Here is a 24,035-nt window from a genome sequence, read left to right on the forward strand (position 1 = left end):
GTTTTCCTGCAATCGTTACGGGGACACGCGGGGGATCAGGGGAGGGCGTGATACCAGAAGGCCGTGGAGGCCACATGCGCCTGGTCCAGCGGTAGGTAGTGGCCGTCCGCGCGCCAGCCCAGCGCCTGCACGGTGGCGCACAGGCCGTGGTCGAAACAGATGGGGTCGGGAATGTGCCAGCGGTACATGCCGAATCGCTGGTGCGGTTCGTAGATTCGATGCGGCGGCAACACCTGCGGCATGCCCAGATAGGGGGTGGAGTAGGGTCGATAAGCGCCGTCGAGGTCGAAATTCCAGGCCCCGCCGAAATAGTCCTCGGTGCCGGTCCCGCACAGGGTGGGGAATTCGGTGTCGTCGTCGAGATAGAACTTCAGCTCGCCCTCGCCCCACCAGCCCGCCGCCCGCGGCTGCACGGCCAGATACGTCCCGGCATACCGTCCTGGGCCGCCGTCGATCTCGACGATCGGATGCTCCGCCGGGGTGCCCAGCGGATCGGAGCAGCGCCACCGGGCGTGCAGATACCCGGCGGCGCCGGGTAACTCCTCCTCCAGATAGGTGATCTGGTAGTACACCGGCGCGGCCCGCTCGGACCCGTTGTGCAGGGTGATGAGCGCGCGAGTGTGGAAGGGCATGGGCCAGTAGCTGTTCAGCCCGCCGGCGGGCGCGACCACCACCATGGCGGAATTGATCAGCGCCAGCTGATCCCAGCCGTTGCAGAAGAAGTCGCCCAGCGGCACCGCGACGCCCGGTTCGGGTGAATCGTCCCAATACATCTGGAGGGTGAAGTCGCGCAGCAGCGCACGATCGGTGGTGAGCCACAGGTGCCGGATCACGCCGGGCCCCGAAAGGTCGGCGAGCGTGGCGGTTTCGCCGGGCGGCAGGTCGATGGACGGCGACACCTTCCACCCGCGTCCCAGCCCCGCCGCCGCGAAGGCCCCGGTTCCGGAGATGGCGCGCCCGCCCCCGCCGGCCTCGCCGGTGGGGTTCTCCGCGCTCACCGAGCGGGTGCGCCGCCCGTCCAGCTGCCAGATCTCGTGCACCATGCGAATTTTCGCATGTCGATCACGAATGTGAAGCGGACATGGGGCGGACATGCGAATGCCGACGCCGTCCCATGTCCGCCTCCCCGGGCCCACGGCGCCGGCATTCCGGAACTGCTTACTTACCGACCAGCTTGGACTTCAGCGCGGCGACGGTCGCGTCGTCGACGCCCAGGCCCTGCGACAGGAAGTTGTCGAAGGAACCATAGGTCTGCTGGACCGCGTCGAAGGAGGAGTCCAGGTAGTCACGGTCCACGCCGAGCACCGGCTCGAACAGCGACGGGTCGGTCACCAGACCCTTGGCGACCAGGCCGTCCAGGGTTGCCTTGTTGGCGGCGGCCAGGTTGTCGTTGGAGGCCAGGTAGTCGTTGTAGATCTGACCCTTCGGCGCGCCCAGGGCGCTCAGCAGGATGGCCGACATCCAGCCGGTGCGGTCCTTACCGGCGGTGCAGTGGTACAGGACCGGGCCGTTGGCGTTCGCGATCTCCTTCAGTGCGGCGCTGAACTGCGAGCGCGAGGTCGCGTCGGTGACCAGCCACTTGTAGTAGTCGACCATGTACTGGTGGCCCTTGCCGTCACCGAGCAGCTCCTGCTGCACGGTCGGGCCGCCCTGCACGGCCTTGGCGAAGAACAGGTAGAAATCGTTGCTCGGGTCGTAGACCGGCATCGACTTCACCGGGATGGAGGCCGGCAGCTTGTCCGGGTTCTGACCGCGCTCGGTCGGGCTGCGGAAGTCGATGATCTCGGCGATGCCGGCCGACACCAGCTGCTGCTGCTCGGCGTCGCTGAGCTTGTTCAGCGCGTCGGAGCGGAAGACCGAACCGTCCTTGACCTTGCCCCCGCCGCCCTGGGTCGGGATGCCGCTCAGATCGCGGGCATTCGGCGCGGACGGCAGGTTCAGCGAGGCGCCCTTGGGGGTCTGCAGCACCGGGACCGGCGCGGCGACCGCCGGGGTGACGGCGATCGGCGTGATGGCGATGAGCGCGGCGGCTACACCGGTCAGAGTGCCGCGTACGGCGCGCGAGATCGTCACTAGGGATTTCCTTTCGATCACGGACCAGGGGGTGGGGTATCCCGGTCCGGGCTTGTAGCGCGGACCCCGGCGCCCAGGCGGTTCCTGGGGCCCGCGGGTCCGGGCATGACCGACCGCGCCTCGGGCGCGAGCGCGGGAGCGCCCGAGGCACGGTGCGGTTGCCGGCCGGGCTATTCCGCGTCGGCCAGCAGCGTGATGGTTCCGGCGGCGCCGTCGACCCGGACGCGCTGGCCGTCCCGGAGCGCCGTGCTGGCGGTCTTGGTGTCGACGACGCAGGGAACGCCGAATTCGCGGGCCACGATGGCGGCATGCGAGGCCGAGCCGCCGATATCGGTGACCACCGCGCCCGCGTAGCCGAACATGGCGGTGTGGCCGGTGTCGGTCACCGCGGCCACCAGGATGTCGCCCGGCTCGATGTCGTCGTCGAGGGTCAGCACACGCTTGACGGTGCCCTCCACCACGCCGGGGCTCACGCCCAGGCCGGAGATGGTGTCGCCGACCGCGATCGCGCCGGAGATCTCCTCCGGCTCCCATGGGCCGTTGACCACATCGGGCATCCGGATGGCCTGGAAGCGGGTGCGCTCGGCGCGGCGGCGCGCCACCCGTTCCTGCAGATCGGCCGGGGCCCAGAGGATTTCGTCGAGGTTCAGGAACGCCGAATCCTCGATCACGGTGAGCTTGCCCGCGTGCACCAGGCGCGCGGCCCGCTCCTGGGTGGCCAGGCGCAGGCAGTTGGTGACCCGCACGACGGCGTCGCGGGCGCGCTCGCGGTAGACGGTCGCGCCGACAGCCATCTTGGCGGTGCGGCTGGTCGGCTCCGGCACCGGTTCGCGGTGCGGCGCGGGCATTTCCGCGGCCCGCCCGGCGGCGGTGACCAGCAGTTCGGGGCGGTCGCCGAAGGTGGCGTTGATGAGTTCGCACTCGCCCGGGCCGCGGTGGCCGATCCGGGCCAGCTCCTGGTCGAGGGCCTGCGAGAACTCCGGCGACTTCTCGCGGGCGGCCGCCACGTCACCGGTCTTGGCCAGCGCCTGCAGTCCGGCGTCCTTGCGGCACAGGGCCGCCAGCCGCTCCACGGCCAGCATGGTCTTGGCCGACTCCAGGCGGTTCAGGTCGATCTTGACCTCACCCTTGTGGGCGGCGGTGGCCGCGCCGGTCATCATGACGCCGATGGAGGCCGCCTGCCACGCCTGGTTGAGGCGGTCGCGCCAGAGCAGGGCGCGGGCGTGCAGCTGCTCGTCGGTGAGCTCCGAGATCTGGTCGCGGGTCAGCGCTTCCGCGTGCGAGGAGGCATTGATGTGCTCGGCGGTCTTGCTGTAGCCGAGCGCGGTGGCCGCGACCCGGCCCATGGCCTTGAAGGTGCCGGCGCGGGCGGCCAGGCCGGTCGGCATGGCCGGGCGGCCCTTGGGATGCAGCTCGACATCGCCGATGGTGCCGTAGACGTCGCGGCGCACGCTCTCCTCGTCCCAGCCGGGCATGTTCTGCGCGGAGAAGACGCCGATGGAGGCGTTGATGTACACGCTGTGGCCGAGCACGCTGGTCACGCGGGACACCCAGTGCTCCAGCGCGATTCCCTCGATGGCGATCATGTGGCCCATGGCCTCGTTGCCGAGCCGGATGGCGCCCGCCTGCAAATCGATGGTCAGCGGGGTGAGCGGGCCGGGCAGCGCCTCGGAGGTATTGGTGGCGGTGTACACCGGGATGCGGTCGTCGACCATGTCGTCGAACTCGCCCTGCAGACCTTCGGGCGCAGCGGATTTCAGCGCGTAGCCGTCGGAGGTCGGGGCGTTCTGGGGCACCACGTGGGTGGGCAACGGAATCGCGCCGCGGCGATCGCGGATACCGGAGCCGCCGCTCTTGCGGCCGTGCAGGGCGCGCGCCACGTCGGCGATCACCTCGGTGGCGGTCCAGCCGTAGCGGAAGCCCCAGTCCTCGCGGGCGGCGCTCGCGTCCACCGGGGTCTGCGACGCCGACGACTTCGGCAGCCACGCACCGTATTTCACGCCCGCGTCGGCGAGGATGCGCTTCACCTCGGCGCTCGACACGTTGCCGGGCGCGGCCAGCTCGACCACGCCGCCGCGCTGCGACGGCGCCGCCAGCACCAGGAAGCGCTCCAGGTCGTCGTAGTGCAGCACCTGGATGCTGCCCTTGCCGCCGCCGGTCAGGCTCTCCAGCGCGCGCCAGCTGCCGCGGTCGATGCGCCGGCCGGTCACCAGCGCGGTGCGCACGATGAGCGCGTCCGCGCCGGAGCCGGTCACGATCTTCTCGACACTCGAATCGCCGCCCGCCGCAACGGGAACCACGAGGCGCGCACCGGAGTCCTTGGCCGCCTGGGCGATCGCCGCCACCGCCGGACCCGCCAGGTGCACGATCGCGTCCACCCCGGCCACGGCCCGCGCGCAGACCTGGGCGTCGGACAGATCGCCGACGATCACCTCGACCCGCGGGTCCACGTAGCGGTGCCGCTGCCGGTCCAGGCCGACCACCTCGTGGCCGGCCGCCAGCAGCATGCGCGCCACGGCACGGCCGCTCGGCTCGGTGACACCGGTGACCAGAATCCGCATTGACTCTCCTCCTCGTGCAGGCATCCCCAACCACAGTGACGCCGTTCACACACCATCCCCAGTGCAACGGGTGGTGACGGGTCACAGTCCCGGTCAACGGGATCGGTGAATCGCTCAGCAAGATGGGGCGCTAAGTGACGGCGGTCGGAGCGGGCACCGTCGAGGCATGACAGTGCGGAATCCGGTCACGCCGCGGGCGGCCGGCGAGGTGAGCCACTACGACATCGAGACCGATGTGCTGGTCGTCGGGTACGGCGCGGCGGGCGCCTCGGCGGCCTACGAGGCCGCCTACGCGGGCGCCCGGGTGCTGGTGGTGGACCGGTCCGGCGGTCCGGGCGGCGCGTCGGCCATGTCGGGCGGCGAGATCTATCTGGGCGGAGGCACCCCGATCCAGGTGGCCTGCGGCTACGACGACACCCCCGAGGCGATGGCGGCCTTCCTGAAGGCGGCGCTCGGCGCGGGCGCGGACGCGGCCAAGATCGACGAGTACTGCGCGGGCAGCGTCGAGCACTTCCACTGGCTGGTCGACCGCGGCGTGCCGTTCAAGCCGACCATGTGGGACGCCCCCACCTGGGTGCCGCCCACCGACGACGGGCTCATGTGGCTGGGCGAGAACAGCTGGCCCTTCAGCGAACTGGCGTGCCCGGCCCCGCGCGGGCACCGGCCGACCGCCAATGACTTCGGCGGCAAGCTGCTCATGGAGTGCCTGGCCGGCGCGGCCGAATCCGCCGGCGCCACCGCACTGTTCGACACCCACGTCGGCACCCTGATCGTCGACGGCGACGGTGCCGTGGTCGGAGCGGTCGCGCGGCAGTACGGCAAGGAGATCACCATCCGCGCCCGGCGCGGCATCGTGCTCACCACCGGCGGTTTCGTCGACAACGACGACATGCTCGCCGCCCACGCGCCGCAACTGCTCGGCCACACCAAGGTCAGCGCGGGCACCGACGACGGTTCCGGCATCCGCATGGCCCAGGCCGTCGGCGCGGCCGTGCGCCACATGTCCGCCGGTCAGGTCGGCATGTCCCTCATTCCCGGGCTGGCCGCGCGCGGCCTGGTGGTCAATGCCCTCGGCCGCCGCTTCATCAACGAGGACACCTACCCCGGCCGCATCGGCCAGCACGCGCTCTACCGACAGAACATGGGCGGCAGCTGGGCGGGCGACGACACCGCGGTCTGGGTCGTCGTCGACGAGGACGGTTTCGAGGACGTCCCCGAGCCGCAGCGCTGGGGCGTGCGGCCCACCCATGTCGCCGAGACCCCCGCCGAACTGGAAGAGCTGACCGGCCTGCCCGTGGGCTCGCTGACCGCGGCCATCACCCGCTACAACGAATTCGCCCGGCAGGGAACCGATCTCGACCATCACAAGTCGCCCCGCTGGCTGCGTGAACTGACGCCGCCGTTCGCCGCCATCGACGTCAAGGCCGGCGTGCGCCCGCCGTCGGAGGCCGGTGACCGCCGCGGCACCGGCGCGTCCGTCTTCACCCTCGGCGGCCTCCACACCGACCTCGACGGCCACGTCCTCGACCTCGACGGCCGCCCCATCTCCGGCCTCTACGCCGCGGGTCGGGCCGCCAACGGCCTGCACGGCTTCGGCTACATCTCCGGCACCTCGCTCGGCGACGGCACCTTCTTCGGCCGCCGCGCGGGCACCGCGGCTGCCCGCCGCGCATAGCCCCGCCCTCTGTCCCTACTCTCGGGCCGGCGGCAGGGTCTGGAAGCCGCCGCGGAACAGGGTTTCGGCGGTGACGGCTCGCGCCGGGTCGAGGGCCATGGCTGCCGCCGCGCCGGCACCGCTGCCGCCCGGTGCGTGCTCGGTGCCCGTTGTCCGCAGTGGCGATTCCGTGGCCGGGTTGCTGCCGCGTCCGGTGAGTTGGGGTGGCCGATGGCCATTTTGCTAACGAGAACAGGTTCTAGACTCGCCCGCTATGGAAATTCACACGCGGCAGCTGCGGTATTTCGTTGCGGTGGCGGAGGAGCTGAGCTTCACACGCGCCGCGCAGCGGTTGCATGTGGCGCAGCAGGGGCTGAGCGCGCAGATCCGGCAGCTGGAGAAGGCGCTGGATCTGGTGCTGTTCACGCGGACCACCCGCAGCGTCGAGCTCACCGCGGCGGGGGCGGCCCTGCTGGAAGGTGTCCGAAGTGCTTTGACCACACTGGAAATGGCGGTCGAGGGGGCGCGGGTGGCGCAGCGGCGGGAGTCGGATCGGCTGGTGCTCGGGTATCTGGAGGGCGCGGCGCTGACCCTCACCGAGCCGATCCTCGCCGCCTTCCGTGAACAGCACCCGGGGGTGACGGTCGACATGCGGCAGTTCACCTACGAGGAGCCGGCGGCCGGACTGGAGAGCGGGAGCGTCGACGTGGCGTTCGTGCGACTCCCGTTCCGCGCGCAGGGAATCCGCTTCGAGCCCCTGTTCGCCGAGCCGCTGGTGGCGCTGGTGCCCGCCGCGCACCGGCTGGCGGAACTGCCCGAGGTGCGGGTGCGGGATCTGCTCGACGAGCCGCTGCTCGGGGCGGCCACCACCGATCCGGAGTGGAATGCCTTCTGGGAGTTGCACGATCACCGCGACGGCCGGCCCGCCCCCGTGGTGTCCCGGTCGAGTTCGCTGCTCGAGGAGTTGCACAAGGTCGCGGTGGGTGTCGGTGTCGTGCTGACGGTGGCGTCGGCGCGGTGGATGCCCTTTCCGCGGGTCCGGTTGCTGCCGGTTGCCGATGCCCCGCGCAACGAGGTGACGGTGGGCTGGAGGGCCGACCGCGAGACCTCGCTGGTGCGCTCGTTCGTGAAGATCGCCCGCGATGTCCGCGACGCCAACCCCGACCTGGTCGCCTGCCTGGAAAGCCCCGACTTCGAGGATTGCACGCTGCCGCTGCACATGTGATCGACAACCCCGGCTTGTCAATGGCCGAGGAATTGCTGTTTCCCGTTGCTCTCTTTGCCCCCTAATGTTTTCCGCGTGGGCGATCAACGCGGGGATTGCGGCGTCCACACGTGAACCCGCCCAAGGTTCGCGCCGGCCTCATTCACCCGATGAGGCGATCTCGGATAGCCGGCACCGCCGGACACCGGCCTGAGCCCCCGGTCGTCCCGGCGGTGCCGGCGCTGGTCCGCACGCGTGTCGCAGCCGGTCGGGCGCGCCCGGACGACCAGACTCGGGGGCATGACGGCGGAAGATCAGCGGGGCGACGAGCACGGGGATGGCGACCGCGACGCGGAGGCCGGGCGCGGCTCAGCGACCGAGCCTCAGGCTGCGACCGAGCCTCAGGCTGCGATCGTCTCTCGAACCGCCATCGAGCCCGGTGAGACGACCGAGCCCGGTGAGACGACCGAACGGGATGAGACGACCGCGCGCGAAGAGGTGACCGCGACCGGTAAGTCGACCGACACGGGTGAGGCGGACGGCCGGGCCGCAGGCGACGCAGGGCCTGCGTCGCTGCGTTCACGTGTGTGGGCGGTCCTGGATCGGGCGGAGCGAGCCGTCAATCCGAGCTATCCAGGGCTGGTGGTGGCCTGGATCTTCTTCCTCTGGGCGGTGTCGCCCTCACTGCTGCCACGCACCTGGCTGTTCGAGGGTCTGGTGTGCGGGATCAGCGCGGCCATCGGATACGGCGTGGGCGGCGTGCTGGAGTGGGCCTTCAAGAAGTGGGTGCGGCCCCGGCTGCCGGAGTCGGCGGAGGGCCTGGCCAAGCTGTGGCATCCGAGCGAGACGACGCGGGCGGTCGGCAAGGTCGTGATCCTGGTCGGGACCATCGTCGGCGCGGCCCTGGTGCTGGCCCGGTCGGCGCGCTGGCAGCGCGATCTCGAAGTGCTGATGGGGATGACGCCCACCACCACCTCGAGCTACCTGCGTGCCGAACTGGTGGCGGCGGCGACCCTCGCGCTGGTGATCGTGACCTATCGCCTGGTGCGGTGGCTGATCCGGCTGATCGTTCGGCTGCTCAACATCGAATGGCGGGTGCCGCGGAACCTCGCCTATCCGGGTGCGGTGATCGTGGTCGCGGTGATCGCGGTGCTGCTGTTCCAGGGTGTGCTGGCGAAAGCCTTCTTCTCCGTGGCGAATTCGGCGTTCAGCCTGCGCAACGGCAAGACCTCGCCGAGTGCCGTCCAGCCGCAGCTGCCCGAAAGGTCCGGCAGCCCACAGTCACTGGCGCCGTGGGACACGCTCGGGTCGGAGGGCCGCTGGTTCGTCTCCACCGCGCCGACCGCCGACCGGATCGCCCAGGTCACGGGAAGGCCCGCGCGCGAACCGATTCGGGTGTACGCGGGCCTGGACTCGGCGAATACGCAGCAGGACATCGCCGATCTGGTGGTGCGGGAACTGGATCGCACCCACGCCTTCGAGCGCAGAGTGCTGGTGGTGGTCACCACTACCGGAACCGGCTGGGTGGACTCCACCACCGCCGAGTCCATCGAGTACATGTACGGCGGTGACACCGCCATCGCCGCCACCCAGTACTCCTACCTGCCGAGCGTGCTGTCGTTCCTGTCCGACCGCCAGAAGGCCACCGAGTCCGGGAATGCGGTGATCCACGCCGTCCATGAGCGCTGGGCGCAGCTGCCGCCGGGACAGCGCCCGAAACTGCTGGTGTACGGGGAGAGTCTGGGCTCGCAGGGCTCCGAGGGCGCCTTCACCGGGCTCGACGACATCCGCACCATGGTCGACGGCGTGCTGTGGGTCGGCCCGCCCAACTCCAACCGGATCTGGAGTCAGCTCGTGCAGCGCCGCGATCCGGGAACGCCGGAGATCCTGCCCGTCTACGCCGACGGCCTGATCGTCCGCTTCGCCGCCACCGCACCGGAACTGGGCCGCCCGGACCGGGCGTGGTACGACCCGCGCGTGGTGTATCTGCAGCACGCCTCCGACCCGATCGTCTGGTGGTCGCCGGATCTGCTGTTCACCCAACCGGATTGGCTGAAGGAGTCGCGTGGCGTGGACGTATCCAAATCCATCCGCTGGTGGCCGATCGTCACCTTCTGGCAGATCAGCGCGGACCTGGCCAACGCCCAGGGCGTCCCGTCGGGCCACGGCCACCGCTACGGCGACCTGCCCCTGGACGGCTGGGTCGCGGTCGCCCAGCCGCAGGACTGGAACCCGGACCTGGAACGCAATATCCGCAAGGCCCTCGACGAGGACATCACCTGGGAGTACGCGCACAAGTAGCCACGCCCCGGCCCGGGTCCGTATCCAGCGGAACCTGGATTCCGATCATTGGGACTATTTCGGTTCGAAACAGTGTGTTGGCCATAGCTTCGAGGGCAGGAAACTCTGGCACGAGGAGGAACGCCCGCATGACTAACAAGGTGCTCGATCGGGTCCGCGATCTGCTGCCCGCGATCCGGGAACGCGCGGTTCAGGCCGAGGAGCAGCGGCGGGTGCCCGACGCCAGCATTGCCGAGCTCACCGAGGCCGGCGTGTTCCGCATGCTCCAGCCGGCCCGCTTCGGCGGCCTGGAGGAGTCGCCGGTCTCCTTCTACGAGGTGATCCGCACCATCGCCACCGTCTGCCCGTCCACCGCCTGGGTGTCCTCGGTGCTGGGCGCGCACCCGTGGCAGCTGGCCCTGTTCGAGGACCAGGCGCAGCAGGATGTGTGGGCCGAGAACGCCGACACGCTGGTGTCGTCCTCCTACGCGCCGACCGGCAAGCTGACCGTGGTCGACGGCGGCTACGAGCTGTCGGGCCGCTGGCAGTTCTCCTCCGGCTGCGATCACGGCGAGTGGGTGTTCCTGGGCGCGCTGGTGCCGACCGCGACCGGCATGGACTACTACACGGTCCTGGTGCCGCGCACCGATTACCGCATCGAGGACACCTGGAACGTGTCGGGCCTGGCGGGCACCGGGTCCAACGACATCGTCATCGAGAAGGCGTTCGTGCCGGGCTACCGCGCCTACTCGGCCGCGGATCAGGCCAACCTGATCGGCCCCGGCCAGCAGGTGAACACCAATCCGCTGTACAAGATCTCGTTCGGCGCGCTGTTCTCCAACACCATCACCGCCCCGATCATCGGCGCGGCCCAGGGCGCGTACGACGCGCACATCGAGCGTCAGCGCGAGCGCGTGCGGCTGTCCTACGGCGGCCAGAAGGTCTCCGAGGATCCCTTCGCCCACGTCCGGATCGCCCGTGCCGCTTCGGAAATCGATGCCGCCGTGCTCCAGATGGAGCGCAACATGGGCGAGCAGCTGCGCTACGCGCAGGCCGGTGAGGAGATCCCGTTCGAGCTGCGCCTGGCCACTCGCCGCGATCAGGTGCGCGGCACCGAGCGCGCGCTCGAGGCGATCGACCTGCTGTTCAAGAACTCCGGCGGCCACGCCATCCGTCAGCCGAACATCATCGAGCGCAACTGGCGCGACGCGCATGCCGGCAGCGTGCACGTGATCAACGACGTGGAGCGGGCGCTGGCCATGTACGGCAAGGGCGCCATGGGCCTCGAGGTCGCGGATCGGATGCTCTGATGACCCTCACAGCGGAGAACACCACTCGATGGGTGACGGTCGACGGCCACAAGCTCCGCTATCACGAGGCGGGCGAGGGCCCGGCGCTGGTGCTGCTGCACGGCTCCGGCGCGGGCGTGTCCGGCTGGGCCAACTTCGGTGACAACCTGCCGGTGCTGGCGCAGCAGTTCCGCTGCCTGATCCTGGATCAGCCGGGCTTCGGCGAGAGCGGCCGCCCCGAGGTGTACGAGCGCAACTACCTGCGCATCGCCGCCGACGCGGTGATCGGTCTGCTGGACGAGCTGGGCATCGAGAAGGCGCACGTGCTCGGCAATTCCATGGGCGGCACGGTCGCGACCCTGCTCGCGCTCGAGCACCCGGGCCGCGTCGATCGTGTGGTGCTCATGGCGCCGGGCGGTGTCGGGGTGAACGTGCTCGGACCCGAACCGTCCGAGGGCATCACGCGGCTCATGGAGTTCAACGCCAACCCGTCCGACGAGAAGGCCATGGGCTTCCTGCGGGCCATGGTCTCCAACCCGGCGACCCTCACCGAGGAACTGGTGGCCAAGCGGCTGAAGGCCGCGGCCGACCCCAAGGGCCAGGCCGCCCTGCGCGACGCCTACGCCACCTTCTACAACCCGAAGCTGGCCGAACCGGTTCCGCTGTGGGCGCGGTTGAAGGGGATCAAGCAGGAAGTGCTGATCCTGTGGGGTCGTGACGACCGGGTCACCCCGGTGGAGGGCTCGCTCTTCGCGGCCCGGCAGCTGCCGAACGCGGATCTGCGCACCTTCGCCCGCTGCGGCCACTGGGTCATGGTGGAGCGCAAGGACGCCTTCGAGCGGTCCGTCATCGACTTCCTGAACAACGGTCTGTAGCAAGCGGTTTCCCGTGATTCGGGGGGGTGGGACTTCCCACCCCCCCGAATTCGTTTTCCCGGGTTCCGGCCCGGCGCTACAGTCCGAGCATGACGTGGACCGCTCCGGAAGCACCCCGTTCATCTCAGCTGCTCGTCGGTGACGAGCGCGCCATGCTGCACTCCCTGCTCACCCGCGGCCGCGAGATCCTGCTGTGGAAGTGCCAGGGGCTCACCGGCGCCCAGCTCGCGACCCGCAGCGTGGCGCCGTCCACCATGTCCCTGCTGGGCCTGATCCGGCACATGACCGAGGTGGAACGCGGCTGGTTCCGCAAGCGGGCCGCGGGGGAGCCGGTCGGCTACCTCTACTCCAGCGATACGGGCCAGGACGCCGACTTCGACGACACCATTCCCGAGCAGGCCGAGGCCGACTACGCCCGTTTCCTCGAGGAAATCGTCGTGTGCGACAAGGCCATAGCCGATCTTCCCCTCGACCACACCGTCACCCATCCGCGCACCGGCACCGACCTCTCCCTGCGCTGGATCTACCTGCACATGATCGAGGAGTACGGCCGCCACGACGGTCACGCCGACCTGCTGCGCGAACGCATCGATGGGGCCACCGGCTACCAGTAGCCCGCTGCTCCCCGACACGCGCCCGATCCGAATGTGCCTTCGGCCGTGACAGATTCGGGTCGCGCGTAGTCGGCGGATCTACAGGTTGTGTTCGTGTGCCCAGGCGGCCAGCTGCGTGCGGGAGGTGAGCCCGAGCTTGGTGAGGATGTGCTCGACGTGGGTCTCGGCCGTCCGGACCGAGATGACCAGGTCGGCGGCGATGCGCTTGTTGCTGTGACCGGCCGCGACCAGGCGGGCGACGTCCTTCTGACGGCGGGTCAGCACACTGGTTTCGGACAGGGTCGTGGTGGCCGCGCGCGGAGCCCGCTTCAGAGCGGGCGGCGGCGCAACGGGTTCCGGCTCGGCGGCGGTGCGGCCGAGGGCGTAGTCGATGGCCTCCTCCAGCGGCAGGCTCGCGCCCGCGCCGAACGCGGTGCGGAACGCCTCCTCGCCCAGCGCCTCCCGGACCTTGAGCCGCTCCTTCTCGCCGACCGCGACGGTGATGGTGTGGGCCAGCCGAATCGTGCTGCGCTGCAGGGATTCCGCCGCGCCCAGCAGGCGGGCGGCCCGCTCGTGGTCGCCGTCCGCGGAGACCGTCCAGGCCAGCCCCTCGAAGGCCGAGGACAGCCAGATGCAGCGCTCGAACAGGGCCAGCTCCTCGATGGCGCGGCCGTGGAATTCGGCGGCGGCCTCGAGTTCGCCGCGCCGCCAGTGGTCGATCCCGACCGTCCACAGCGCAAGCCCGCCCAGCAGGTGCGAACCGCTGTCGGTGGTGAGTTTCAGGAAACGCTCGGCCAATTCGGTGCGGCCGGGCGCCTCCAGCACCATGGCCGCCATGAAAGAGAAGGCATATGAGTCCATTTCGATGGCGGGCTGTCCGGTGGCGGCCGCCAGCTCGATGGCGCTGCGGCCCAGTTCCAGCGAGCGCTCGCGTTCGCTGGCGGAGAAGGCCAGCAGCGACCGGTCCAGGGCCACCTCGGCCCTGATATCGGTATCGCTCAGGGCGGCAGCCAATTCCATGCATTCGGTTACGAGGCGTGCCGCGGATTCCTGATCGCCGAGCAGCGCGGCCAGTGAGGCCGCCGACGACAGCGCCTTGGCCCGTTCGGGGGTCCGCTCCGGGTTGCGGGCCAGCGAGTCGGTGAGCCAGCGGTAGCCCTCGGACAGGAAGCGGTTGTGCTCCCAGAACGGCCGCAGCACGGTCACCGTACCCATGGTGCGGAGCGGTTCGTCCTCGAGGCCGGAGCGCAGGGCGGCACGGAGATTCGCGTGCTCGCGGCTCAGTTCCCGGAACCATTCCACGTCCTCGGCGGTCCAGTACGCGGTCCGCCCGCGCATGGCCAGCTGCCGGTAGTGCTCGCGGTGGCGGGCTCGAACCTCCTGCGCCGTACCGCGTTCGGCGAGCCGATCCGCGGCGAACTGGCGGATCGGCTCCAGCATCGAGTAGCGGGCGACATCTCCCTCGAAGCGCAGCATCACCACCGACTTGTCCACCAGCCCGGTGAGCGCCTCGATCAGTGACGCGGACCCGAGCTCGCACACCGCCTCCGCGGCGTCGATGTCGAATCCGCCGGCGAACACCGAAAGCTGTTCCCACAGCGCCTGTTCCGCCGACGTACACAGGTCGTAGCTCCAGCGGATCGCGCCCTCGATGGTCTGCTGGCGCTGCGGCGCGGTGCGCGGCCCGGCGCTGAGCAGCCCGATGGTGTCGTCGAGGCGGTCCAGGATCTGCTCCGGCGTGAACATGCGTAACCGCAGCGCCGCCAGTTCCAGCGCGAGCGGCATGCCCTCGAGGCGGCGGCAGATCTCCGCCAGCACCGGCCGGTTGGCGGGGGTGGCCTGGAAGCCGGGGTTGGCGGCGCTGGCGCGTTCGATGAACAGCTGCAGCGCGTCGCTGTCACCGCCGGCGGTTTCGGGGACGGTCAGTGGCGGCACCGGCATGACCTGTTCGCCGGGGATTCCGAGTACCTCGCGGCTGGTTGCCAGCACCCGCACATCCGGTGTGGTGGCGATGATGCGGCCGACCAGCGCCGCGCCCGCCTCGACCAGATGCTCACAGTTGTCCAGGATCAGCAGCAGTCGCTTGTCGGCCAGGAACTCGGTGAGCCGGGGCAGCGGCGCGGTGGATTCGTCGCGCAGGTTCAACGCCTCGGCGACGCTCAGCGTGACGAGGGCGGGGTCCTGCACATCGGCCAGCTCGACCAGCCACACGCCGTCCGGGAACGCGCGCGCGACGAGGTGCCCGATCTGTCGTGACAGGCGGGTCTTCCCCATGCCGCCTGGGCCCAGCAGGGTGAGTACCCGGGTGGTCGGCAGCAGTCGCTTCGCAGTAGCCAGGTCATCGCGGCGGCCGACGAAGCTAGTCACCTCCTCGGGGAGGTTTCCATTGACACGCCGCGCCATGCCGTCCAACCTATGTGATTTGCCGCATTCAGTGCCAGCGACCTTACATAAACGCTGCTCGCGACCCTTCGCAGTGTGTCCGGCGATACACTCGACCGGATGCCGAGCCGAACGCGCCGAGCCCGCCTCGCGGACGTCCACGAGTTGGCGACCGGAATGCCGCACGTGACCATCGAACGCGGGCCCGCGGGCAACCCGGTCTACCAGGTCGGCCGCAAATCCTTCGTGTTCTTCCGGACGCCGCGCCCGGACGCCTTCGATCCCGAGACGGGGGAGCGGTACGACGACGTCATCGTCTTCTGGGTGCCGTCGGAGGACGACAAACTGGCCCTGACCCAGGACCCGGATACACCGTTCTTCACGACGCAGCATTTCCAGGGGCATCTCTCGGTTCTGGTGCGCGGCAGCCGAATTCCCGAACTGAGCCTGCAGGAACTCACCGAGGTCGTGCAGGACGCCTGGCTTTCGCGCGCCTCGACCACCCGGGCACGGCGGTGGCTGGCCGAAAACGGGTCCGGCGCAGGGAAATCCGGCTGAGGCTAGGCCGGAGATGATGCCGGGGCCAGCGCGCCGTGCAGGGCGTCGATGATGAGCTTGCGCGCCCGCTGGCCTTCGGGCGTCGGCGTCAGGGGGTAGACGTGGACCAGTTCGGGAGCCTCGTGATAGTCGACCTCGACCCCGGCGGCCCGAGCCTTGTCCACCATGATCCGGGTGTCGGGCACGAGGATGTCGCGGGTGCCGCAGAAAACGGTGAGCGGGCCGAGGCCGGTGAAGTCCGCGAACAGTGGGCTGACCTGCGGGTCGGTGATCGAGAGCGGGCCGCGCCAGTGGTCTCCGAGGACCAGGCCGCCATCGCGTCCGAGCCAGGGATCCTCGGCCTGGACGGTGAGGATCTCCGGATTGCTCAGGCTCAGGTCCAGGGCAGGAGAAATCAGCACTGTCCGAGGCACAGCCGGTTGCTCCTCGTCGCGGAGCAGGACCGCCGTCGACAACGCGATCTGGCCGCCCGCCGAATCTCCCGCCAGGCAGACCGTGCCGTACTGGTCTCGATTGGCACGAACAAGATTCGCGAAGGCGGGGATCACCTGATCGGCGGTGCCGTAGGGGATGAGCGGATAGATCGGCAACGTGACCGTCGTGCCCGCCTCGGCCGCGATATCGGCGGCCAGCTGCCAATGCTGCCGGGCGACCTCATTGACCCAGCCGCCGCCGTGGCAGTACACGACATTGCCTCGTGCGCGGCCGGATCGGGGCGTGAGGGTGTAGATCGGCCAGCCGGCCTCCCGGCGCACCTCGATGGTCACATCCGAGCGCAACAGGCGCGGCGGGCCGTACGCCTGGGGCCGGAGGCTGCGCTCCCGAATATGCTCGCGCGCACCCTCGGCGGTGATGAACGGCCGATTGGCCCGGACGACCCGCAGATACGCGGGCACCGCCCGACTGAGCAAGCTGGGCATCAGCGCCTCCCGTCCGGTAGTCCGTCTGCGGCCTCGACCATACCGAATCGGACCGATGCCCTAGCGGTGTTCGATGACCGCGCCGGTCAGGAAGGCGGACATGGCGGCGGCGACGGCATCCGGCTGGTCCAGCATCGACAGGACGTAGGCGTCGTCGATCTCCACCAGGCGCGCCTTGGGAATGAGCTCGGCCAGGCGGCGGCCATGCTCGCGCGGCATCACCTTGCCGGCCGACGACCACAGGATCAGGGCCTCGCCCCGGAAGTCGCGCAGCGCTTCGGTATTCGCGATGAGCTCGGCCTTGTCGCGGCGGGATCGGGCGTAGGCGAGCAGATCACGCCGAATCCGCTTGTCCCGCAGGCCGGGATCGGTCCAGCCGCGGATGATCTCGTCGCTGAGCGGATAGCGCGCCATCCAGCCGAACAGCAGGGGTGAGGAGCGCAGCCACGGGACGCGTAACTGCTTGAGCGCCAGGGTGATTCCACCGGGCAGCGCCGCGCCCACAATGGCGGTCTTGCCCGGCAGGCCGGGCGGGAAGTTGGCGAAGGCCTCGCAGGGCAGCACGATCAACCGGCCGACGCGCTCGTCGAGGCCGTAGGCGGTGAGGAAGAGCCCGCCGCCCCAGTCGCTGTGCACCAGGGTGACGTCGCGCAGGTCCAGGGCGGCAAGGAAATCCGCGATCAGCTGATTGAGCCCGCGCAAGGTGAGGTCCGTGCCCTCGCGCAAGGGCTCCGGATGCGACCCCAGCGGCAGATCCGGCAATACGTACCGGAAGCCCTCGGGCAGCTTGCCGATCACCTCGTCCCACACCGTGTGGTTCATCAGCAGCCCGTGCAGCAGCACCACCGGTGGCCCCTCACCCCGCTCGGCGTAGTGCACCCGTCCCGCACTCAGCTCGACAGTCGGCATGATATCTCCCCTCTAGAGCACACGCTCTAGTGCGTTTGCTCTAGTCTGGACGGGTGAGCGAGAAGCTGTCAACCACCACCCGGGATCGCCTGGTCACCGCCGTCGCCGAACTCATGCGCGTCCAGGGCTACAGCGCGATCACCGTCAAACAGATCACCTCGGCGTCGGGCGCCCCGATGGGCTCGCTCTACCACCACTTCCCCGCCGGAAAGTCGGCCATCGCCGCCGAAGCCCTCCGCGTCTCGGGCGCTGCCTACATCCAGCTGCTGCCGCTCCTGATGGACGCCCACGACGACCTCCGCGAAGCCGTCCCGGCCGCCTTCACCGCCGCCGCGGAAACCATCGAGCAGGCCGGCTGGATGAACATGTGCCCGGTCGGCACCGTGGCCGGGGAAGTGGCCGACAGCGAACCCGGAATTCGTGACGTGGCAGCGGAAGTCATGAACTCCTGGATCGACGAGGGCACAGGCTATTTCATCCGTCGTGGCCTGGAAGCGGCCGATGCCCGGGAGCTGATGATTGCGATTCTCGGTGCGCTGGAAGGAGCTTTCATTCTCAGTCGAACCCTGCGATCGACAGAACCGCTTTTGGCTGCCGGTAGAACAATGGGTGCCCGTGTCTCGGAAATTATGAAAAGGCAAGGGATACTGGACATTTCGGGTTCCTAGCATCTCCATTCGGCGGTAAAATCGAAGCATGAATTCGACGGGGGTGACACTCGACGCATGCGGTATCGCCGAATTGGCGGCCGCTGTCGAAACCCTGTCGACTTCTGTCCTCCACGGCAACCTGAACCGGTTCTCCGACGGTGATGGCGTGGAATTGATGCAGCGCCTGGAAACCTGCAAACGACAACTGTCCGCGTTGGATTCACGCCTGATCATCGAAGCCTGCCACCGTTCGCTGCCCGAAGGCAGTGGGGCCAGGGATGTGGTGCCGTTCCTGCGGCAGACGTTGGGATTGTCGAGGTACGACGCGTCGGTGCGGGTGAAGATCACCCGCCAGTGCGGAGAATTCTTCGAACCCACCGGACACCTGCGCCCGGCCACCTTGGCCGAGACCGCTGAAGCCTTTGAAGCAGGCGATATCTCGCGTGATCATGTCCGCAACATCATCGACGTCATGAACCACCTGCCCACCGACATCCCCACCGAGACGCGCGCCGAGGCCGAGGACATCCTGGTCGGCCACTCCCGTATCGGGTGGCCCGACGATCTGCCGAGGATCGGCCGCGACATCCTCGCTCGTGTCGACCCGGACGGGAAGGTTGTCTCCGACGCCGACCGTCGTCGTCGCCGGGGTCTGATCCTGGGTCGTCCCGGGGTGGACGGGATGTCGTGGATCGAGGGCTGGATCACTCCTGAGTTGCGGGCGTTGTTGGATGCGGTGTTCGCCAAGCTGGCCCGCCCGGGCATGTGCAACATCGACGATGCCGACAGTGTTGCCGGCACGGTCAAGGTGGTCGATTCGACGGTGCTCGAGGCCGCGGCGCGTCGTGACCGTCGCGATGCCGGGCAGCGCACCCACGACGCCTTGTTCGCTCTGGTGCAGCCCGGCGTCGACCCGGCCAAGCTCGGCTCCCACCGGGGTCTGCCGGTGCAGGCGATCCTGACCATGTCCATCGTGGACCTCGAGCGTGGGGCCGGGGTCGCGACCACCGCTTCGGGCGGCCACGTCTCGATCAACGAGGCGTTGAAGATGGCCGAGGGCACCCGGCCGGTGTTGGCGGTCCTCGACGCGAACGGGTTGCCGCTGTACCTGGGTCGCTGCGAGCGCCTGGCCACTCCCGCCCAGCGGTTGGCGTTGATCGCCCGCGACAAGGGCTGCACCCGCCCCGGATGCGATGCACCCGCGAGCATGTGCGCGGTGCACCACGTCACCGACTGGGCCAAGGGTGGACCCACCGACCTGACCAACCTGACGTTGGTGTGCGATCACTGCCACGCGCTGGTGAACGACAGTGCCGAGGGGTGGAGAACCGTTGTTATGGGCAAGGATTCCCCGTATCGGGGGCGGACGGGTTGGATTGCTCCGAAACGTCTTGACCCGACCGGCATTCCTCGGGTGAACGATCGACATCACGTGGGGCAGTGGGTCGCCGCTGCCATCGATTTCAGTTGCCGGAGGTGGGGTTCACGGGCAGCCTGATTCCCGGCTGCTCGTGCCCCGCTGGTGTGCGCAGGGACGGGGAGGTGTGGTTGCGTCGCCTGCCCTACCGGACTTGGGCTGACGCCGAGTTCGGGAACCGTCTCCCGCCGATCCCGGCCCACGGACTGCACGCATCACCTTCTACAGACAACCCCACCGCAAAGCTCCCCGCTGATCCCCGAACCCCCACGCCCACAGCAATATTCCTGCCACCGTCGCGCTCGGTACGGCCATCGCCCCTACAGCCACCATTTGGACCGCAATTACCGCGGCGACCGTGACCGCCCGCAACTACCTCCGGTCCCCGCCGGCTCACTTGTCATTGCCGAATCCAGCACGCCTGCACCGAGTTTCCCGTCAGTGTGATTGTGACCTGCATGTGCCATGGGTATCTCAGCGATCGCCGCGACCGTGGCTGCCTGCGACGACCCCTGGCGGCCGCTGGCTCACCTGCTATCTTCGAATCCAGCACGCCTGCACCGAGTTTCCCGTCAGTGGGACTGTGACCTACATGTGCCACGGGCATCTCAGCCACCGCCGCGACCATGACCCCCGCAACCAGCCCCGCGCCCCCGCTGGCCCACCGGGTATCTCCGATCCGCAAACGCCCACACCGAAATTCCTGCCACTGCCCCTGCCCCCGCGACCACCGCCGCCACTGCTTCTCCGATCCCAACCGCCACTGCCGGCACCACACCGCCGACAACCATCATGTGCCGACCCCAACCCCGTGATCTGAAGGAATACCTCCTGCGGCAACCCCACATGCGGCTTCAAAGGCGAGGGGGCCGGTGGGCGCAGGCGCGGACGTCAGCCCGGCCCCTTCCCTTCTCCAGGCGTCTTTTGGTTTTTGGGTTTTGTCTCTTCGGGCTTGACCTGAACCTTGGTTGAGGTTGGAGAGTGAGGTCATGCCGACCGAAACCACACTCAGTGCCGCCCCTTTCGATGCCACTACGATCGACACCCTCGCGCAGTCACTGTCAGCCGCGACCGTGGTCGGGATCGGCGAGTCGACGCGTTTCGCCCAGGAGACGTTCGCGCTTCGCGACGAGCTGTTCCGGAATCTGGTCGCGCACCACGGATTCCGTACGCTCGCCATCCAGGACAGCGCCGATGTCGGTGAGACCCTGGATGCCCACGTGCGGCAGGGCAGGGGGACGGCGGCGTCGGCTCTCGAGCTGGCCTGGCGTCCCTGGCGCACAGCGGAGATGGCTGCGGCACTGACCTGGATTCGTGAGTTCAACGAGGCCCATCCCGGCGATGAAGTGCGCATCATCGGCGTCAAGCCGGCCCAGGCCAAGCCGGAGGATTACGACGCCGTCCTCGATGCGGTGCGAATCCAGGCCCCGAATCGTGCGGCCGATCTCGCTGCTCACCTGGAGCCCATCCGCACTGCCCACACGCTGGACGAGCACGTCCAACGCGCCCGAGGCGTCCACCCGGGCCGCCCGTTCCTCGACCACGCCCGCGACGCCTCGACGCTCCTCGCATCCATCCCGAACATCAGCGAAACCGTCCGGGCCCGAATGGCCCTGATCGAGGACTTCCACCGCCACAGCGTCGCGGGTCGCGGCAGCTACGCGGGTGAAGCCGAACTGTGGGCCTCCTCGATCATCGGCCACTACCAGCGCACCGGACTGCGAACCGTGTACTGGGACGGCATATCGCATATCTCCGCCGATGATGCGGCCCTGGGTCTGGCCCGGGACCAGGTCTCCAAATCCAGTGTGGGCAGCGTTCTCCGTGAGCATTTCGGCCGCGACTATGCCGCGGTAGCCATCGGCTTCCACCACGGCGATCTCGGTGTGGCCGAGGTCCCCGCCCCCGCACCGGACTTCCTGGACGCGGCGCTGGGTGAGCTGGGCCTTCCGCGACTCTGGCTGGACATGCGCACCGCCCCGATCGCGGCTCCGGCCAATATGCGCGTGATCAGCGGCGTCTACGACCCGGTCCGGGATGCGGACGAGCACTTGGCGATTCGCAACCTGTCGAGGGCCTTCGACATTCTCGTCCATATCCGGGAGGTGACCCCGGTCCACTGGCTGCCGTGAATCCCACGGCCATCCGATGCGTCCCCGTCACATACGCTGCCGCGATGAGCGAAGACCTTGGCGAAGAGATCCGGCATCCGACGGAAGAGCAACGGCGGCAACGCAATGCGGAGGCCAACCAGTGGTGGGCGCGGAACTACGGGCGCCGCGTGGAACTCGGTAGCTTCGGTCAGGCCGTATCGGTATTGCTGGCCGCCGAACTCGATACCTGGTCCCGGACCGAGATCGACGGCGTCTACGCGAAATTGGGGTGGGAATCGACCGGCGACGCAGCTGCGCTGACTGCGGAGGGCGCGGCGCTCGTCGCGGTCGAGACCCCGCGCTCGATCACCGCACCGGGCTTCGGATACGGGGAGATCAAACAACTCCTGCTGTCGTACCCCTGTCCGCCCGCGCTCGTCGATCATGTGTTCACGACCGCGCTGGCCGAGTGCATCGGCGTCCTGGGCGAACCGGACCTGGTGGGCGGTCCCGGCGCCCTGGCGATCTGGCTGCGCCCCGACGATATCGTGACGCTGGGCCGATCGATCCGCCCGATCGAGGTGAGCCTGCGGATCGAGCCGCGCGGGCCGCGGACGGTCGAGCGCGAATTCGACTGGGAGTACGACGAAGACCACCGGCCTGCCGAATGCTGGCTGGCCTGGCCGGACGAGTCGCGCCGCACGGAGGTCGGCGCCCTCGGCTACAAGAGGCCCGACGCACTGACCCTCGACGAACTCGACGACCACATCGACCGGCTGTTCCTCTCCCTGGCGGTGGATCTCCCGGTCCTGCATCCCCTGGTGCCGCACGCGATCTGGGTTCTCACCCTGGCCGACGAGCCGGAGTGGGTGGCGCAGGGCTTCTTCGCCTCCAACGCCCAGTCCCGGCTGGAGGTGCGCGAGGACGGCGGGGTGCGCGGCCAGATGTTCAACCACGGTGTCGCCTCGGCGCGGCAGATCGCGGCGGAGACGAAGGCCGCCATCCGCCGATCGGGTGCGAAATATCCGTCGGACTTACGGTTTCAGGCGTGGCTGTCGCCCTCGAAGCCCGGCTTGCAGGCCTTCCGGCTCGGACTGCAGTGGGACGAGCGGGAACCGGAGGACACCTGACGCGCGTGCTACCCCCGGGATGTGGCTACCCGACCGCGGGGATATGGGGGAGCTGGTGGCTCATCCGATCGCGCTTGGTGGCGAGGTAGTGCACATTGTGCTCGGTCGGCTGGGTCTGCAGCGGGATCCGCGCGTGCACCGCAATGCCGTTGGCCTCGAGGCTGGACTGCTTCGCCGGGTTGTTGCTCAGCAGGCGCACCGACCGCACACCCAGATCGGCGAGGATCCGGGCGGCGGCGCCGTAGTCGCGGGCGTCGATGGGCAGGCCCAGGCGGACGTTCGCGTCCACGGTGTCCGCGCCCGCGTCCTGGAGTTCGTAGGCGCGGAGCTTGTTGAGCAGGCCGATGCCCCGCCCCTCCTGGCCGCGCAGGTAGACGATGACGCCGCGCCCGGCCTCGGCGACGGCCTCCAGGGCGGCGTCGAGTTGTTCGCCGCAGTCGCAGCGCAGCGAGCCGAAGGCGTCGCCGGTGAGGCATTCGGAATGCACTCGGGCGAGCGTGTTCTCGCCCGACGGGTCGCCATGGACGAGGGCGAGGTGTTCCGCGCCGGTGTGGGCGTCGGAGTAGCCGTAGACACGGAAGTCGCCGAATCGGGTGGGCAGCCGGGTCTCGACCTCGCGGATGATGCCGTGCTCCAACTGCTTCCGATGCGCGATCAGGTCGGCGATGGAGACCAGCGGGATACCCCATTCCCGCGCCATGACCAGCAGCTCGGGCAGCCGCGCCATGCCGCCGTCGTCATTGACGACCTCGGCGATGACACCGGCCGGACGCAGCCCGGCCAGGCGCATCAGGTCGACGGCGGCCTCGGTGTGGCCCGGACGGCCCAGCACGCCACGGGGATTCGCACGCAGCGGGAACACGTGCCCGGGCCGGGAGAGCTGGGCCGCGGTGGTGCGCGGGTCGGCCAGCAGTCGCATGGTGCAGGCGCGGTCGGCGGCCGAAATGCCGGTGCTGACACCGGAAACGGCGTCCACCGAGACGGTGTAGGCGGTGCCCTTGGGGTCCTCGTTGATTGAGGTCATCGGCGGCAGCTGGAGGCGGTCGCAGTCCTCGCCGGCCATGGGCACGCAGAGCACCCCGCTGGTGTGCCGCACCAGGAACGCGATGTTCTCCGCGGTCGCATGCTCGGCTGCCAGGATCAGATCGCCCTCGTTCTCGCGGTTCTCGTCGTCCACGACCAGCACCATGCCGCCGCGGGCCACCGCCGCCACCGCGGCCGCGATCGAGTCGAGTTCACCGGTCATCGTCGACCACCTCCTCCGGCCGCACGGGCTGGCGACCTATTTCCAATCGAAATATGACGAGTGCGGAACAACGAGGTGAGGTCCCGCTCAGCGGTCAGGAAAGTGCGGTGAGCGCGCGTCGCGAGCCATAGTGGTGACGGAGTTTTCCAGTGCGCCACAACGGCCCGGAGGCGAATCGCCTCCGGGCCGTTGTTCATTCGA

General features: G+C 69.2%; 18 protein-coding genes. 11 read left to right on the forward strand and 7 right to left on the reverse strand.

What is annotated here, in order from left to right:
• Positions 1 to 35: 35 nt before the first annotated feature.
• The 3 genes from ACQP1O_RS08345 to ACQP1O_RS08355 all read right to left on the reverse strand — a co-directional run bounded on the left by ACQP1O_RS08345 (position 36) and on the right by ACQP1O_RS08355 (position 4,634).
• A complete protein-coding gene (locus ACQP1O_RS08345; RefSeq protein ID WP_433565270.1) occupies positions 36 to 1,043 on the reverse strand; it encodes a glycoside hydrolase family 172 protein in 1,008 nt (335 codons plus the stop codon).
• A 115-nt stretch (positions 1,044 to 1,158) separates the two neighbouring features.
• Positions 1,159 to 2,073, reverse strand: coding sequence for a tyrosine-protein phosphatase (locus tag ACQP1O_RS08350; protein WP_433565271.1), 915 nt, complete (start codon positions 2,071 to 2,073; stop codon positions 1,159 to 1,161).
• A gap of 170 nt (positions 2,074 to 2,243) precedes the next feature.
• Positions 2,244 to 4,634 (reverse strand): PEP-utilizing enzyme, encoded by a 2,391-nt coding sequence (locus ACQP1O_RS08355; RefSeq protein WP_433565272.1) that lies wholly within the window; start codon positions 4,632 to 4,634, stop codon positions 2,244 to 2,246.
• Between the two features lie 166 nt (positions 4,635 to 4,800).
• Here ACQP1O_RS08355 and ACQP1O_RS08360 point away from each other — a divergent pair, with 166 nt between their 5' ends.
• The 6 genes from ACQP1O_RS08360 (at position 4,801) to ACQP1O_RS08385 (ending at position 12,550) form a co-directional block, all read left to right on the forward strand.
• Positions 4,801 to 6,309, forward strand: a complete 1,509-nt coding sequence (locus tag ACQP1O_RS08360) for an FAD-dependent oxidoreductase (protein WP_433565273.1) — start codon at positions 4,801 to 4,803, stop codon at positions 6,307 to 6,309.
• Positions 6,310 to 6,562: 253 nt separating this feature from the next.
• Positions 6,563 to 7,513 carry a LysR substrate-binding domain-containing protein gene (locus ACQP1O_RS08365; protein WP_433565274.1) on the forward strand — a complete coding sequence of 317 codons (951 nt, stop codon included), beginning with the start codon at positions 6,563 to 6,565 and terminating at the stop codon, positions 7,511 to 7,513.
• Positions 7,514 to 7,792: 279 nt separating this feature from the next.
• On the forward strand, positions 7,793 to 9,793 hold the full coding sequence (locus tag ACQP1O_RS08370) for an alpha/beta hydrolase (protein ID WP_433565275.1): 2,001 nt from the start codon (positions 7,793 to 7,795) through the stop codon (positions 9,791 to 9,793).
• A gap of 128 nt (positions 9,794 to 9,921) precedes the next feature.
• On the forward strand, positions 9,922 to 11,082 hold the full coding sequence (gene hsaA / locus ACQP1O_RS08375) for a 3-hydroxy-9,10-secoandrosta-1,3,5(10)-triene-9,17-dione monooxygenase oxygenase subunit (protein WP_433565276.1): 1,161 nt from the start codon (positions 9,922 to 9,924) through the stop codon (positions 11,080 to 11,082).
• The gene (locus tag ACQP1O_RS08380; RefSeq protein ID WP_433565277.1) at positions 11,082 to 11,936 is read left to right on the forward strand and encodes an alpha/beta fold hydrolase; all 855 of its coding nucleotides are present in this window, start codon (positions 11,082 to 11,084) and stop codon (positions 11,934 to 11,936) included. The genes hsaA and ACQP1O_RS08380 overlap by 1 nt, the downstream gene beginning before the upstream one ends.
• Positions 11,937 to 12,025: 89 nt before the next feature.
• Positions 12,026 to 12,550: a DinB family protein gene (locus tag ACQP1O_RS08385; RefSeq protein WP_433565278.1), complete on the forward strand. Its 525-nt coding sequence runs from the start codon at positions 12,026 to 12,028 to the stop codon at positions 12,548 to 12,550.
• Between the two features lie 78 nt (positions 12,551 to 12,628).
• Here ACQP1O_RS08385 and ACQP1O_RS08390 read toward each other — a convergent pair whose 3' ends face one another.
• Positions 12,629 to 14,932, reverse strand: coding sequence for a LuxR C-terminal-related transcriptional regulator (locus ACQP1O_RS08390; protein WP_433565279.1), 2,304 nt, complete (start codon positions 14,930 to 14,932; stop codon positions 12,629 to 12,631).
• A gap of 99 nt (positions 14,933 to 15,031) precedes the next feature.
• On the opposite strand from ACQP1O_RS08390, the gene ACQP1O_RS08395 reads away from it, so the two are divergent.
• Positions 15,032 to 15,469, forward strand: coding sequence for an MmcQ/YjbR family DNA-binding protein (locus ACQP1O_RS08395; RefSeq protein ID WP_433565280.1), 438 nt, complete (start codon positions 15,032 to 15,034; stop codon positions 15,467 to 15,469).
• 2 nt (positions 15,470 to 15,471) lie between these two features.
• Here ACQP1O_RS08395 and ACQP1O_RS08400 read toward each other — a convergent pair whose 3' ends face one another.
• Both ACQP1O_RS08400 and ACQP1O_RS08405 read right to left on the reverse strand, forming a co-directional pair.
• Positions 15,472 to 16,389 (reverse strand): alpha/beta hydrolase fold domain-containing protein, encoded by a 918-nt coding sequence (locus ACQP1O_RS08400; protein WP_433565281.1) that lies wholly within the window; start codon positions 16,387 to 16,389, stop codon positions 15,472 to 15,474.
• A 60-nt stretch (positions 16,390 to 16,449) separates the two neighbouring features.
• Positions 16,450 to 17,298, reverse strand: coding sequence for an alpha/beta fold hydrolase (locus ACQP1O_RS08405; protein WP_433565282.1), 849 nt, complete (start codon positions 17,296 to 17,298; stop codon positions 16,450 to 16,452).
• Positions 17,299 to 17,351: 53 nt separating this feature from the next.
• Between ACQP1O_RS08405 and ACQP1O_RS08410 the strand changes: the two genes are divergently transcribed.
• The 4 genes from ACQP1O_RS08410 to ACQP1O_RS08425 all read left to right on the forward strand — a co-directional run bounded on the left by ACQP1O_RS08410 (position 17,352) and on the right by ACQP1O_RS08425 (position 22,588).
• A complete protein-coding gene (locus ACQP1O_RS08410; protein WP_433565283.1) occupies positions 17,352 to 17,966 on the forward strand; it encodes a TetR/AcrR family transcriptional regulator in 615 nt (204 codons plus the stop codon).
• 28 nt (positions 17,967 to 17,994) lie between these two features.
• Positions 17,995 to 19,446: a DUF222 domain-containing protein gene (locus ACQP1O_RS08415; protein WP_433565284.1), complete on the forward strand. Its 1,452-nt coding sequence runs from the start codon at positions 17,995 to 17,997 to the stop codon at positions 19,444 to 19,446.
• Between the two features lie 908 nt (positions 19,447 to 20,354).
• Positions 20,355 to 21,497, forward strand: a complete 1,143-nt coding sequence (locus tag ACQP1O_RS08420; protein ID WP_433565285.1) for an erythromycin esterase family protein — start codon at positions 20,355 to 20,357, stop codon at positions 21,495 to 21,497.
• 44 nt (positions 21,498 to 21,541) lie between these two features.
• Positions 21,542 to 22,588 (forward strand): hypothetical protein, encoded by a 1,047-nt coding sequence (locus ACQP1O_RS08425; RefSeq protein ID WP_433565286.1) that lies wholly within the window; start codon positions 21,542 to 21,544, stop codon positions 22,586 to 22,588.
• A 25-nt stretch (positions 22,589 to 22,613) separates the two neighbouring features.
• On the opposite strand, the gene ACQP1O_RS08430 is transcribed toward ACQP1O_RS08425, so the two are convergent.
• Positions 22,614 to 23,834 carry a bifunctional 3,4-dihydroxy-2-butanone-4-phosphate synthase/GTP cyclohydrolase II gene (locus tag ACQP1O_RS08430; protein WP_433565287.1) on the reverse strand — a complete coding sequence of 407 codons (1,221 nt, stop codon included), beginning with the start codon at positions 23,832 to 23,834 and terminating at the stop codon, positions 22,614 to 22,616.
• Positions 23,835 to 24,035 lie beyond the last annotated feature (201 nt).

Origin of the sequence: Nocardia sp. CA-151230, assembly GCF_050942175.1 — a bacterium.
GTDB lineage: Bacteria > Actinomycetota > Actinomycetes > Mycobacteriales > Mycobacteriaceae > Nocardia.